Annotated in this window: 8 protein-coding genes and 2 pseudogenes; 4 read left to right on the top strand and 6 right to left on the bottom strand. The window is 71.7% G+C overall.

Features of this window, described 5'->3' with window-relative positions; translation table 11 throughout:
* Positions 1-126 precede the first annotated feature (126 nt).
* Positions 127-249, top strand: a complete 123-nt coding sequence (locus tag CIK06_RS31830) for a hypothetical protein (protein WP_255408545.1) — start codon at positions 127-129, stop codon at positions 247-249.
* Between the two features lie 610 nt (positions 250-859).
* Here CIK06_RS31830 and CIK06_RS07320 read toward each other — a convergent pair.
* Both CIK06_RS07320 and CIK06_RS07315 read right to left on the bottom strand, forming a co-directional pair.
* The gene (locus CIK06_RS07320) at positions 860-2302 is read right to left on the bottom strand and encodes a polymorphic toxin-type HINT domain-containing protein (RefSeq protein WP_095564183.1); all 1443 of its coding nucleotides are present in this window, start codon (positions 2300-2302) and stop codon (positions 860-862) included.
* A gap of 272 nt (positions 2303-2574) precedes the next feature.
* Positions 2575-4932, bottom strand: a complete 2358-nt coding sequence (locus tag CIK06_RS07315) for an MMPL family transporter (protein WP_095564182.1) — start codon at positions 4930-4932, stop codon at positions 2575-2577.
* 103 nt (positions 4933-5035) lie between these two features.
* Here CIK06_RS07315 and CIK06_RS07310 point away from each other — a divergent pair, with 103 nt between their 5' ends.
* Together CIK06_RS07310 and CIK06_RS07305 are read left to right on the top strand one after the other, a co-directional pair.
* Entirely contained in the window at positions 5036-5776 is a 741-nt protein-coding gene (locus CIK06_RS07310) for a TetR/AcrR family transcriptional regulator (RefSeq protein WP_095564181.1), read from the top strand.
* 11 nt (positions 5777-5787) lie between these two features.
* On the top strand, positions 5788-7410 hold the full coding sequence (locus tag CIK06_RS07305; protein WP_095564180.1) for an NAD(P)/FAD-dependent oxidoreductase: 1623 nt from the start codon (positions 5788-5790) through the stop codon (positions 7408-7410).
* 17 nt (positions 7411-7427) lie between these two features.
* Here the strand turns inward: CIK06_RS07305 and CIK06_RS07300 are convergent, their stop codons facing one another.
* Positions 7428-9005, bottom strand: a complete 1578-nt coding sequence (locus CIK06_RS07300) for a Rieske 2Fe-2S domain-containing protein (protein ID WP_095564179.1) — start codon at positions 9003-9005, stop codon at positions 7428-7430.
* A 167-nt stretch (positions 9006-9172) separates the two neighbouring features.
* Between CIK06_RS07300 and CIK06_RS07295 the strand changes: the two genes are divergently transcribed.
* A complete protein-coding gene (locus CIK06_RS07295) occupies positions 9173-9400 on the top strand; it encodes a DUF2631 domain-containing protein (protein ID WP_095564178.1) in 228 nt (75 codons plus the stop codon).
* Positions 9401-9514: 114 nt separating this feature from the next.
* Here CIK06_RS07295 and CIK06_RS07290 read toward each other — a convergent pair whose 3' ends face one another.
* The 3 genes and pseudogenes from CIK06_RS07290 to CIK06_RS07280 form a co-directional block, all read right to left on the bottom strand.
* Positions 9515-10789 carry a DivIVA domain-containing protein gene (locus tag CIK06_RS07290; RefSeq protein WP_095564177.1) on the bottom strand — a complete coding sequence of 425 codons (1275 nt, stop codon included), beginning with the start codon at positions 10787-10789 and terminating at the stop codon, positions 9515-9517.
* Between the two features lie 115 nt (positions 10790-10904).
* Positions 10905-12028 (bottom strand): annotated as a pseudogene (gene rlmN, locus CIK06_RS07285) (23S rRNA (adenine(2503)-C(2))-methyltransferase RlmN).
* Between the two features lie 100 nt (positions 12029-12128).
* Positions 12129-13573: pseudogene (locus tag CIK06_RS07280) on the bottom strand (phosphatidate cytidylyltransferase).
* Positions 13574-13648: the final 75 nt, after the last annotated feature.

Raw genomic sequence — 13648 nt, 5'->3', positions numbered from 1 at the left:
TCAACATTTGCGTGCCAGCGGCACCCTTACCTGGACTCGATGCTCCGCCAGTGTTGTGTACGAGTACCGGCGTGTTGCCGGCGAGCACATAGTACGTGTGGAACCAATAGCGACGTCACGGAGGTGATGACGGGCCTGACCTGCGCGTTCACCTACGGTTCAACCCTGGCGAATATCAGCATCGTCGATGGTGACAGCAGTCATGACAGCAACACCGACGCACGCCCGGCAAGAACGGCGACCCGTTGACCCAGATCACCACCGGTGGACGCCAGGCCATCGGGGCCACCCCTCCCGGCTCAAGCGCACCGCGGCGGCGTCGTACGACCGCCCGGTCGGTGCGAACGCATGACATCAGTAATGACAGCAACGCGGGCAGACCCCTGCGCCCTCCAGTGCATAGCGCAGCCGAGTCCCTACGGTCCGTGACGCGCACATTACGACTCTCGGCTCTATCCAGACGCCCCTTCCGACGCCCGCCGATCAAGCTCCTGCACCATACGCTGAACATCTTCTGCGCTAAACTTAAATGGGCGGATCTGATTTATCACGACCTCCCGTTTGACTTCGGGAGACGGCAGTTGCGCCCAGTCCTGCACCAGATACTCCGCTATTAGCGGAGGCTCGATTCTACGGTTCGCGAAATCCTCCCAATGCTCCCACTGGGCAACTTCCCCATCTCGCCCAGACGCCCTCAAACTTACCTTTATTTCTTTGATAACGCGCTCATGCAAGTCACTAAGAAAGGAGCTTCCCCGTGTGGCGTCGTCTACCTCGCGCGCGAGGTACCTAACCTCCATCAGAGCCCGGTTGAGAGCAAGGAGTTCCTGGTAGTCGTCAACTTGCAGCACTGTTGCTCCTAACCAAAGGGGTTCGGCCCATGATAAATGACATCATCTGGCGTGAACCTGAATGAGCCCTGATGCACCAACTCGTTCGGCTGAACACCTGACCCGAGCCTATCGGGAGAGATACGGAATCCAATTACATGGGAACCGCGACCTGCATACCGCGGATTTCCTGCGAACAAAACATTGTTGGCATCGCCGGACTTCACCATGTCCTGCGCAAAGTAGCTAACGCCCTTCGAGTTGGCCTTCACCACCCCACCTTCCATGATGGTGGCGTGTCCGGCCTCATCCGTGTAATGAAAGAAGACGTCATCTCCGAGGGAGTCGGCCAAGTTATCCACGCTGTGCTTTGCGGCGTCCCCGCAGTTGTGGACGAGGACCGGTGTGTTGCCTGCGATTACATAGTACGTGTGGACGCCGTCGACCGTGAGGTTGTGGACGGTTGCGTACTCGATGCGATCGCGGGTGGCGACGACCCTCGCGTCGTCTCCCCCGTTTGTGGCGATATGCTCACCGGCCACCAAGGCGCCAGCGTTCGCCCAGTGTCCGGACCCGTCGAACGGATCCGCGGGGCGGCCATGGTCGTCCACGAAGAACGGGTGGTTGGCGGTGGTGGTGACCGTGCCTGTCATGGCCGGCTGCACCCGGGCGCCGTCGTCCGGGCCATCGCGGTCCATGACCGCGACGGTCACCGCGACCAGATTCTTCTGCCCGGACCCGGTGATGACATCGGTTACCGGCTGACTCGACGTCTTTCCGGTGGTGGGATCGGCGGCAACAACCCTGTCGCCGATCTTGACATCCTCGATCGCCTTGTGAGAACCGTCGGCCATCAGGACCTGGGTGCTGGGGACGAAGCTGTTGCACCGGGGCTTGGCAACCTTGCCGGCACCGCGCAGGATGCCGGCCGTCCCAGCACCCACGATGCCCTGCTCCAAGAGTTCGCCGGCGTCGACGTGGCCCGTGGTCAACAGCTGCTCGGTGGCATCGGAGGCAGCCGAGGAGAGCCCACCACCGATCATCGTCGCGGCCAGCCCACCGCCCAAGCCACCGGTGGCTACGGTGACGACCCCGGCCACCGTCCCGGCGATCGCGCCGGTCACGGCACAGCCGGCAATGGACCGGCCAGGCGGGCAGCTCAGTGCGCTGGTGACCGCGCCGCCAACGGCGAAGCCGGCCACGACGCACGCCGCGGAGCCGGCACCACCGGTCGCCAGCAGACAGCCGCCGGTGGTGAGCACGCCGGCGGCGATGCCGGCCACGGCGGGCAGTGCGGCCTTGCTGGTCTCGGCCACCACCTGAGCGGCCCTCGACAGCCCTTCGATGGCAGAGTTTCCAGCTTCGACCGCCTGCTGGTAGAGCTGCGTGGTGGCCTTGGCCACATCATCGACGACGTCGCGCGCCACTGACACCACCGCGGCGGGCAGCGCGGCGGATACGGCAACCGCCACGCCCTTGACGACCGGCTTGAGGGCCGCCTTGAGCGACGGCAGCGAGTGATGGCACTACGGTGCCGTTCGCCGGCTTCGAACCGACCGGCGCCGGAGTCGCGGCGCCGCTCCGATTCCGCCTGTTCCACGTGGTCGGGCCGACCGGCTACTCGGCCGCGCTGATGCTCAGCGGCTCAGCCGCTGGCCAGAGGCCGCGGGTGCGGGCCACCCCCGAGCCGGCCCGGACCCGCGTACCCACCGCTCGCGCCGCCGGGGTCGTGGCGGCGCGAGGGTCATTCGCCGGCCAGCGCCCCGGTCGGGGCGGGCGACGGCGTCTCGCCTGCCGCGGCCGCGCCGCCGCCGGCCGCGCCGGAACCGGGAGCGGCCGGGACGGAACCGGGAGCCGCCGGGGTGGGCGGGCCGGACTCGCGGATGCCGTACCTGCGGTACAGCCGGGCGAGCGGCCCCGGCGCCCACCAGTTCCAGCGGCCGAGCAGTCGCATGGTGGCCGGTACGAGCAGCACCCGGACCAGGGTGGCGTCCACCACGATCGCCACGATCATGCCGACGCCGATCAGCTTGATGTACGACATGCCGCCGGTGGTGAACCCGGCCACCACGACCGCCAGCAGCAGGGCCGCGGCCGTGATGATCCGGCCGGTGTGCTGGAGTCCGGTGGCCACCGCCGTGGTGTTGTCGCGCCCGGCGTCCCATTCCTCGCGGACCCGGGAGAGCAGGAAGACCTCGTAGTCGGTGGCCAGCCCGAACAGCACGGCCAGCATGAGGATCGGGTTGCTCGCCTCAATGAACCCGGTGGGCGTGAAGCCGAGCAGGTCGGCCAGGTGCCCGTCCTGGAACACCCACACCACGACGCCGAACGACGCCGAGATCGACACCACGTTCATGATCACCGCCTTGACCGGCAGCACGATCGAGCCGAAGGCGAGGAAGAGCAGCAGCAGGGTGGCCGCCGCCATGATCAGGGCCATCCACGGCAGCCGGCCGCCCAGGCTGTCCAGCAGGTCCCGGTCGGCGCTGGGCCGGCCGCCGACCAGGACCTCCGCGCCGTCGGGCACCGGCAGGTGGCGGATCGCCCGTACGGCGTCCTGGGCGGTGTCGTCGGTCGGCTCCCCCGAGTAGCCGACCGACAGCAGCGTCGTGTCCGCGTCGGCCGCCGCGACCCGCACGTCGGTGACGCCGGGTACGGCGCCGATCCGGGCCGCGAATCCCTGTGCCCGCTCGGCCGGTACGCCGGAGACCAGCACCTGTATCGGGCCGACGGTGGCGCCCGGGAACTCGGTCTGGATTCGCTCGGTGACCAGCCGGGGCGTCGAGTCGGCCGGCAGCACCCGCTCGTCGAAGCCGCCGAACTCGATCCGCAGGAACGGCGCGGCCAGCACGCCGAGCACGGCCAGCACGCCGACCACGACCGGCACCGGCCGGCGCATCACCGCCCGGGCGATCCTGGCCCACGCGCCGCCGCCGGCCGGGTCCGCCGCCGCGGTGGCGCCGACCGGGTCCGCCGCCGCGGTGGCGCCGGGCGCCGGGTCCGCGAGCGGGGTGCGGTCCGCGGCCCCACTACGGCCCGCCGCTCCGCTACGGCCCGCGGCCCGGGTGCGGCGACCGGGCACGGGTACGCGTACCGCGTCGATCCGGTGGCCGAGCACGGCCAGCAGCGCCGGCAGCACGGTCAGCGCGGCCAGCATGGCGACCAGCACGGCGGCCATCCCGCCCACGCCCATCGAACGGAGGAAGACCTGCGGGAAGATCAGCAGGCTGCCCATGGCCAGCGCGATGGTCAGGCCGGACACCACGACGGTGCGGCCCGCGGTGGCGAGGGTGCGCCGCAGCGCCTCGGGCGTGTCGTGGCCGGCCCGCAGTTCCTCCCGGAACCGGCTCACGATGAACAGCGCGTAGTCGATGGCCATGCCGAGGCCGATCAGCGTGATGACGTTGATCGCGAAGATCGACACTTCGGTGACGGTGGCCAGCAGCCGTACCGCCACGAACGCGCCGAGGATGGCGAGACCGCCGATCAGCAGTGGGGTGGCCGCGGCCACCAGGCCGCCGAAGATGAGCACCAGCAGCACCAGCAGGATCGGCATGGAGAACAGCTCGGCCCGGGTGATGTCCCGGGTGGTCTGCTCGTTGGCGGCGCTCAGGAACGGCACCGCGCCGCCGACCTGGGTGCGGACGCCGGGGGCGTCGAGGGCCGGGCGCAGGTCCCGGTACGCGGCCGTGCGCTCGTCCTCGTCGCCGGCGCGCAGTTGGATCAGGGCGTAGGTGGCGGTCCGGTCCCGGGACAGCAACGTGGGTGCCTGGGTGTCGTACCAGCTCGTGACGCTGGCGACCGCGGGCCGCTCGCGCAACTGCCGCAGGGTCGTGGTCACCGGGTCCCGGAACGCCGGTTGGTCCGCGGTGAGCGTGTCGCTGGAGTAGAGCACCAGGATGTCGGCGTCCTGCCGGCCCAGTTCGCTGGCGATCCGGGTGGCGGCCCGGCTGGACTCGCTGGCCGGGTCGTCGAAGCCACCGCCGGTCAGCGTGCCGAACACGCCGGTCCCCCAGGTCGCGCCGAGGGCGCCCAGCGCCAGCGCCGCGAGCAGCACCGCCCAGCGGAGCCGTACGACGTGTCGCCCCCACCATGCAAACATCGAGTTCCTACCCGCCCAGGTCGTACCCTGTAATAACCAGTCAGAAAAGTGAACGCCGTTAACTATTGCTACGTCGTTCACTTCAGTCAAGGGGGTTCGTTCGATGACCGCTCCCACCCGGCGGGAACGCCTGCGTACGGCGACCGTCGCGGAGATCAAGCAGGGTGCCCGGCACCTGCTGGTCGACGGCGGCACGGAGGCGGTCTCGCTGCGCGCCATCGCCCGCGACATGGGCATGACCGCGCCCGCCATCTACCGCTACTTTCCCAGCCTGGAGGCGCTGGTGGTGGAGCTGGCCGGCGACCTCTACGACGAACTGCGCGGCACCGTCGAGGCGGCCCGGGACACCGCCGGGGACGATCCGGTCGACCGGCTGCTGGCCATGCTCCGCGCCTTCCGGCGCTGGTCGGTGGAGCACCCCGCCGAGTTCAGCCTGATCCTCGGCCGGCCGGTGCCGGGCATGATCGAGTTCATGCGGCAGTGCGACATCGACCAGCCCGGCGCCCGGCTGGGCGCCGTCTTCCTGGAGCCGCTCTGCCTGCTGGCCGACCGGGGGCGGCTGCCCGACCCGGCCGCCCCCGCCCTGGAACGGCAGCTCGGCGACCGGCTCAGCCCGCTGTTCCAACGCGTGCACGGCGCCCTCCCGCCCGGCGTGGCGTACGCGTTCCTGGCCTGCTGGACCCGGCTCTACGGGCTGATCGCCACGGAGGTCTTCCACCACCTCGACTGGGCGCTCACCGAGCCGGAGAAGCTCTTCGAGATCGAGCTGACCGGCCTGGCCGGTCAGCTGCGCGGCGCGCCGGTTCGACGCGACGGCTCCCCGCCGCCGCCCGGCAGCCACTAGGCTGCCCCGGCATGGACGCTGAGCTGCCCGACCGGGCCGACGTGGTGATCATCGGGGCCGGGCACAACGGCCTGGTGTCGGCCATCCTGCTGGCCCGCGCCGGCCTGAAGGTGCTGATGCTGGAGGCCGCCGGCGTGATCGGCGGCGCCGCCCGCACCGAGCGTCCGTTCCCCCGGGTGCCGCAGCTGAGCCACTCCACCGGGTCGTACCTGCTCGGGCTGATGCCGCCGGAGCTGCTGAGCACGCTGGACGTCCGCATCCCGGTGCTGCGCCGGGATCCGCACTACTTCCTGCCAACACCCGGGCCGGTGGGCTCGCCGTACCTGCTGGTCGGCGCGGACCCGGCGGTGAACCGCGAACGGCTCGCGGAGTTCTTCTCCCCCGCCGACGTGGCGGCCGACGACGCGATGCAGGCCGAGCTGGCGGCGCTGCGCGAGGACCTCGCGCCGGCCTGGCTCGCCGAGCCGCTGCCGGTGCCGCAGACGGCCGAGCGGTACGTCCGGCCCGCACTACGGGACACCTTCGTCGAGCTGGTCGGCGGCTCGGTCGCCGACTACCTGGCCCGGTTCGACTTCCGGTCCGAGCTGCTGGTGTCGATGTACGCGGTCACCGACGGGTTGTCCGGGCTGAACGCCGGACCGGACGACCCGGGCACCGGCCACAACTTCCTGGTCCACAACATGTGCCGGCTGCCCGGCGCGGACGGCACCTGGATGATCGCCGAGGGCGGCATGGGCACGGTGTCCCGGACCTTCGCGGAGGCCGCCCGGGCGGCCGGCGCCCGGATCGTGACCGGCGCCCGGGTGGCGGCCGTGACGATGCACGGCGGCGCCGTCAGCGGGGTCGCGCTGGCCGACGGCCGATCGGTCTCCGCTCCCGTGGTGCTGGGCGCCTGCGACCCGTACCGGCTCATCGACCTGGTGCCCGACGGCGCGCTCCCGGCGGCCCTGACCGACCGGATGGCCGCGAACCGGCGACCCGGCACCACCCTGAAGGTCAACCTGGCGCTCTCCGGCCTGCCCCGGTTCTCCTGCCTGCCGGCGGGCACGCCCAGCCCGTTCGGCTCGACCATCCACCTGCTGCCCGGCTCCGCATCCCTGGTGCCGGACGGGACGCCGGGCCGCGCCGCGCCGGGCGGCGACACCGCCACGCCGATGGCCGCGCTGCGGGCCATGTGGGCCGACGTCCAGGCCGGCCGGCTGCCGGACGAGCCGACCATCGAGTGGTACCTGCACACCACCGTCGACCCGTCGTTGCAGGATCCGGCCGGGCACCACTCGTCCGCGCTGTTCGTGCAGTCCGTGCCGTACGCCCCGGCCGGCACCGACTGGGCCACCGCGCTGCCCGGGTACGTCGACCGGCTGCTGGCGATCTGCGAACGGTACGCGCCGGGCACCGCCGATCTGGTCGCCGACGCCGTTCCGCTGCCCCCGCCGGGCATCGAGGAGCACTTCGGGATCACCGGCGGGCACATCCACCACGTCGACAACACCGTGTCGTTCACCGACCGGATGCCGTACGCCACCGGGGTCGACGGCCTGTACGCCGGCAGCGCCGGCTGCCACCCGGCCGGCAGCGTGATCGGGGCGGCCGGCCACAACGCCGCCCGGCGCATCCTGGCCGACCTGCGCTAACCGCGCCGGGCCTGCGCTCAGCCGGCCGGCTCGGCCTCGACCTGCTCCTGCTTGTGCGCGCGGATCTTGTGGCCGACGCTGGTCAGACAGCGTCCGGAGGGCAGGTCGAACCGCCAGCCGTGCAACTGGCAGGTGAGCTGGTCACCCTCCACGATGCCGAACCGGGTCAGGTCCGCCTTCAGGTGCGGGCAGCGCCGCTGCACCGTCCAGTCACCCAGCCTGATGTCCTCGGCGTCGCTGGTCCGCTCGTGCTCGTCGTACCAGCCCTCGGCGTACTGGAGCCGCTCCTGCGACAGGCACTTGAAGAACGCGTACACGAACTCGTTGTACTGGCCGATCCGCGCCGCCGAGAACCGGCAGGACAGGAAGAGCGAGTTGACCCAGTCGACCTCGCCGATGAACAGCAGGTGCTCGATCAGCACCCGCTCGGTGCGGAACCGGTACCGCACCTTCTCGTCGGCGTACGCCCGGACCTGCTTGCCCGGGAAGTCCACCACGATCGACTCGACCACCTCCTCGCCGAGGTGATCGGTGCCCACCAGGTCGAAGCGGACCGGCCCGCCGACGCCCTTGGCCAGGTAGATGGACTCGTCCAGCAGCGGTTCGATCCGCCGCTTCATCTCCTTGAGCACGTCCACCTCGGGATGCCGCCAGCTGGCCCGCTCGGCCGCGATGACCGGCCGCTTGCGCTCGCGCATCTCCTCCAGGTGGGCGACCTTGTTCGCGAAGAACTCCTCGACCGGCACCGGGTGGCTGGTCTCGCAGCGTTCCGTGGTCAGCTCGGCGACGCTGCCCGGCAGCAGCACCACCCCGTTCGTGCCGCCGACCTTCGCGTACTCGCGCATGAAGACCGACTGGTCCGGGAAGATGTTGCCCTCATCGTCGAAGATGTCGTTGAACTGCCACAGCTCGTCGTCGAGGAAGCAGGGCGGCCCGGCGATCGGGAACACGTGCGACGCCTTGAGGTCGTCGATGTACCGCCAGGTGCGGTCGAACTGCCGGTCCCGCTTCTGCTTGCCGAACGCCGTCTTCGCGGCCGTGGGCAGCTCGTAGACCATCGGGTACCAGATGGCGCCGGAGAACTGGAGCAGGTGCGCGTGGACGTGGCCCAGCTCGGCGAAGGTGGTCAGGTCGGTGGGTCGGGCGTCGTTCTGGTTGAGCAGCCGGACCCCGTCGTGCTCCACCCAGAGGGACGAGTCGCCGATCGGCCCGTCGGTCGGGCTGGTCAACGCCTGGATCATCACCTTCAGGCCGCCGTCCAGCTCGACGACCTCGTTGGTCCTGGTCTTGAGGAAACTGGTGAAGCCCAGCTCCCGCAGCTCGTCCTCCAGCTCCGAGGTCGGGTACTCGGGCAGCAGCACGGTGGCCTTCTTGCTGACGAAACGCTTGAGGTGCGCCGCGTCGAAGTGGTCCCGGTGCAGGTGGGACACGTACAGGTAGTCGGTCTGACCCAGCGACTCCCAGTCGAGCTGGGAGTTGTCCGGGAACGGGAACCACGAGCCGAAATAGGCTGGATTGACCCACGGGTCGCACAGGATGCTGCCCGCGGCCGTGTCGATCCGCATGCTGGCGTGCCCCGTACCGGTCAGACGCACCGCACAGTCCCTTCGCTCGGCGATGAAGCTTCTCCCGGACAGACGCTACCGGAGCGGCCACTCCCGCCGAGCCGCGACGTCGGGTAACGCGCGGGCCTGCCCGGCCCCGGGGTATCCGGACATGCCAGACTGAACCCGAGATCCTCGGTAGGAAGGAAGGACCGAAAGTGGCCGGAACTGAGCCGGAGCCCGTGACGTCGCCCGACCAGCACAAGCCGGGGCACCGGAGGGCGGGACAGATCGGCGCCGTTTTCGTCGCGGTCGCGTCGCTGCTGATGCTCTGCGGCAACCACCGGGGCAACGTCGAGAACATCTGGCTGATCGGCATCGCCGCCGCGCTGCTGGCCATCGTGATCGGCGACATCATCCTGCGCCGCAACGGCCTGCGGTCCTGACCCGCGCCGATTTCCGACCTGCGCGGCGGCACCCGCCGCGCAGGATGCACGCAGACGACGGCCCGCCCCGGATATCGGGGCGGGCCGTTCGTCATGCGTCCAGGCCCGGCGGGGTCAGCGCCGGAACAGGATGTCCTTGACCTCCTTGAGCGCGGCGTCCACCTCGGCCTCGAAGTAGCCGCCGGGCACCAGCCCGAAGCGCGGGGCGTCCAGGTCGGCCGGCGACACCGGCAGCGGGCCGCGGCCGGCCATGCTGCCCAGGATCTCGTCGAACATCCGGTCGACCTGGTCCGGGTCGTACCCGCTGCCGAACCGGCGGACCTGGAAGGTGCGCCGGATCTGGTCCACCCGCTGCATGTCGCCACCCGGGGCGCCGCCCGGCGCACCGCCGGGTCGCGGGCCGGCCGGGCCGCCCATGGGTGGGCCGGCCGGGGACGGCGGCAGCACCGGAGGCGAGGCGGGAACGGTGGGCGGGCCGCCGGCGCCCGGACCGCGGCCGAGCGAGCGCGAGTCACGGTCCGGCAGCCGCATCTCGGTCGTCATGTCCGCCTTGCCGTGCCGGCCCGCCTCGAAGCCGTTGAACCGGTCGTCCGGGTCGTACCCGTCAGGCATCCGCGGCCCGGCGCCCGGGGGCAGTCCCGGGGCGCCACCGGCGGGCAGGCCGGGCCGGGCCGGCAGGTTGCCGCTGGCACCCCGCCCACCAGGTCCACCGGCCGGCGGCGGGCCGTCGTAGCCACGTCCGCTGTCCGAGCCGCCGCCGAATCCTCCGGTCGGCTCGTCGTAACGCTTGTACGGATCGCCCGGGCCGGCCTGTGCCGGCATCGAGCGGGGCGGCATCGGCGGCGCCATGGCCGGCCCACCACGGTCGTCCCGGGCCGGCGGACCCATCCGGTCCGGCGGACCGAACCGATCGGGGGCACCCATCCGATCCGGCGGACCCATCCGATCGGGCGGACCCATCCGATCCGGCGGACCGAACCGATCGGGGGCACCCATCCGATCCGGCGGACCCATCCGATCGGGCGCGCCCATCCGGTCCGGCGGGCCGAACCGGTCCGGCGGACCCATCCGGTCGGGTCCGCCCATCCGTTCGGCGCCCATCCGCTCCGGCGCGCCCATCCGGTCGGCACCGCGGCCCGTGCCGCTGCGCTCCTCGAACTCCGCAAGCTGCCGTTCGACCCGGTCCAGGTGCAGGTCGACCTGCCACTCGTCGTAGCCGTTGAACCGGACCCGGAACACGACGTCGTGGACCTCCTGGGAGGTCACGGGCGTGCTGATCTGCTCACCGGCGAGCATGGCCTCGACCCGGTCGAGGAAATCGTCCACCTCGTCGACCTTGTAGCCCCGGCGCAGCGCCTTACGCCGGAAACGTTGACCCTGACTCGCCACTATGTCTCCTGGTCTGCTCGGTCGTCACGCGGCCTGGACACGCCGTCGACTCCGTTGTACGCGTTCGATACTCGGCGAACAGCACTGCCCCTGGCTACCCCGGTCCAGCCTGACATCATGCCGACACCTCTGCCGCGGCCAACTGCCCGCATGCCCCGTCGATCTCCTGCCCCCGGGTGTCCCGCACCGTGGTGGAGACCCCGGCCGCGCGGAGCCGGCGGACGAATTCCCGCTCCACCGGCTTCGGGCTGGCGTCCCAGCGGCTGCCCGGGGTCGGGTTCAGCGGGATCAGGTTGACGTGGGCCAACCGGCCGGCGAGCAGCCGGCCCAGCAGGTCCGCCCGCCACGGCTGGTCGTTCACGTCCCTGATCATCGCGTACTCGATCGAGATCCGGCGTCCCGTCCGGTCGGCGTAGTTCCAGGCCGCGTCGAGCACCTCGGCGACCTTCCACCGCTGGTTCACCGGCACCAACTCGTCCCGCAGTTCGTCGTCGGGGGCGTGCAGCGACAGCGCCAGGGTCACCGACAGGTCCTCCTCGGCCAGCCGGCGCATGGCGGGCACCAGGCCGACGGTCGAGACGGTGATGTGCCGCTGGGACAGCCCCAGCCCCTCCGGGACGGCGCGCAGAGCCGGCGGACCGCGGCGACCACCCGGGCGTAGTTGGCCAGCGGCTCGCCCATGCCCATGAACACGACGTGCGACAGCCGGGCCGGGGAGCCGGCGACCGCGCCGGAGGCGGCCACACCGGCCAGATAGACCGCCTGGTCCAGGATCTCCGCGGTGGACAGGTTCCGGGTCAACCCGGCCTGGCCGGTGGCGCAGAACGGGCAGGCCATCCCGCAGCCGGCCTGGCTGGAGATGCACACGGTGACCCGGTCGGAATAGCCCATCAGCACGCTCTCGACAAGCGAGCCGTCGTGCAGCCGCCACAGTGCCTTGCGGGTGGCGCCGTCGTCGCAGGCCATCTCCCGTACCGGGGTGAGCAGCGTGGGCAGCAGGGTGCCGGCCAGCCGTTCCCGGCTGGCGGCGGGCAGGTCGGTCATCGCGCCCGGGTCGCGGATCAGCCGCCCGAAGTAGTGGGTGGAGATCTGCTTGGCGCGGAACGCGGGCTCGCCCAACTCGCGGACCAGTTCCTGGCGGCCGGCGAGGTCGAGGTCGGCGAGGTGCCGGGGCGGCAGCGCCGCCCGGCGGGAGTCGGAAGCGTCGGGACGGAGAGTGAGCACGGGCAGGGTCGTCATGGCCCGTCCAGTCTCCCACGCCGAGGCCGGTACGCACCTGACCGTGCGGACGGATCTGTTTGATTCCGGAGGGTAACCATGCGGGCGCAGGGCATAATCCTCACCCGGCCGGCTTCAGGACGGCCAACAGCAGGTACGCGACCGGCACCGCGAACAGGATCGAGTCGAGCCGGTCCATCAGGCCGCCGTGCCCGGGGAGCAGGTTGCTCATGTCCTTCACACCCAGGTCGCGCTTGATCATCGACTCGCCCAGGTCGCCCAGCACGGCCGCGCCGGAGATCGCCAGGCCGAACAGCGCACCCCAGAGCGGCGCGACGTCCAGCAGCAGGTACAGCAGCACCGCGCTGCCCAGGGCGGCGGCCAGCACCGAGCCGGCAAATCCCTCCCAGGACTTCTTCGGGCTCACCGACGGGGCCATCGGGTGCCGGCCCAGCCACACCCCCGCGGCGTACCCGCCGGTGTCCGACAGCACCACCGCCGCCAGCGTGACCACCACCCGCAGGCTGCCGTCCGGCGGCGTGGAGAGCAGCGCCGCGAACCCGCCCAGGAACGGGACGTACACGGCGACCAGGACGGCCGCGGTCATGTCCCGCTGGTAGCCGGCCGGGCCGTCGCCCAACCGCCAGATCAACACCGACAGCACCGTGACCAGCAGACCGAGGCTCAGCGCGTCCGGTCCGGCCCACCAGGCCAACCCGACCATGAGTACGCCGCCGACGAGCAGCGGGGCCAGCGGCGGGCGGACACCGCTGCTCTGGATGGCCCGGACCATCTCCCAGATTCCGACGCCGACGGCGACGACCAGGACAATCAGGAAGGCGGGCCGGAACAGGAACAGCGGCACCAGGATGGCGGCGCCGAGACCCGCCCCGACGCCGATGGCGGCCGGCAGGTTCCGGCCGGCCCGACCGGCCGCGGGCTGCGGCGCCGCGCCAGGCTCCGGGGCACCGGACGGATCGGGGCCGGCCGCTCGCGACGTACCGGAGGATGCCGGCGCGGCCGAACGCGGCGCGCCGGACCGGGTGGCCCGGCGGCGACCGCGGTGCCGGCGCGGCCGGACCGGCTCCTCGTCCGGTCCTGCGGGGGACGCCATGGCCGACGGAGAACCCGGCGGCGTCCGCGGCGGCCCGTCCTGGGGCGCTCGCGGCCGGCCGTCCGGCGGCCCGTCGTGCGGTGTTCGCGGCCGGCCGTCCGGCGGGGGCGCACCCCACGGTGGCCGGACCGGCGGCCCGGACGGCCCCGACCCGCCCGGCGGCGCGCCCCACGGCGGCCGGACCGGCGGCGCGACCAGCGGCGGCAGCCCGACCGGGTCGGTCGGACCGGCCGGATCCGCCGACACCGCGGGCATGCCGATCGGGTCGGTCAGACCGGCCGGATCCGCGGGGCGGACCGGACCGGCCGGCCTGGAGTACGGTCCGGACGCCGTGCCGGCCCGACCCGCGCGCGGCTGGCCGGCGTCCGGGTCGGGCCAGTTCCCCCGGACGGGCCGTCCGGGGGTTCCCAGCCACGGGGCTCGGCGCTGCGACGCGGGTCAAGGTAGGACATCAGACCTCGCGCGAGTCCGTTGCCAGCTTGGCCACCTGACGCAGGATCAACCTCAACCCCTAAGCAGTCGTTTTA

The organism is Plantactinospora sp. KBS50, from assembly GCF_002285795.1.
GTDB lineage: Bacteria > Actinomycetota > Actinomycetes > Mycobacteriales > Micromonosporaceae > KBS50.
Note: the sequence above shows the minus strand (reverse complement) of the source record. Positions and strands in the feature narration are given on the sequence as shown.

Coding starts and splice junctions, on each gene's coding strand:
- CIK06_RS31830 (WP_255408545.1), top strand. CDS start 127: ATGACGGGCCTGACCTGCGCGTTCACCTACGGTTCAACCCTGGCGAAT.
- CIK06_RS07315 (WP_095564182.1), bottom strand. CDS start 4,932: ATGTTTGCATGGTGGGGGCGACACGTCGTACGGCTCCGCTGGGCGGTG.
- CIK06_RS07310 (WP_095564181.1), top strand. CDS start 5,036: ATGACCGCTCCCACCCGGCGGGAACGCCTGCGTACGGCGACCGTCGCG.
- CIK06_RS07305 (WP_095564180.1), top strand. CDS start 5,788: ATGGACGCTGAGCTGCCCGACCGGGCCGACGTGGTGATCATCGGGGCC.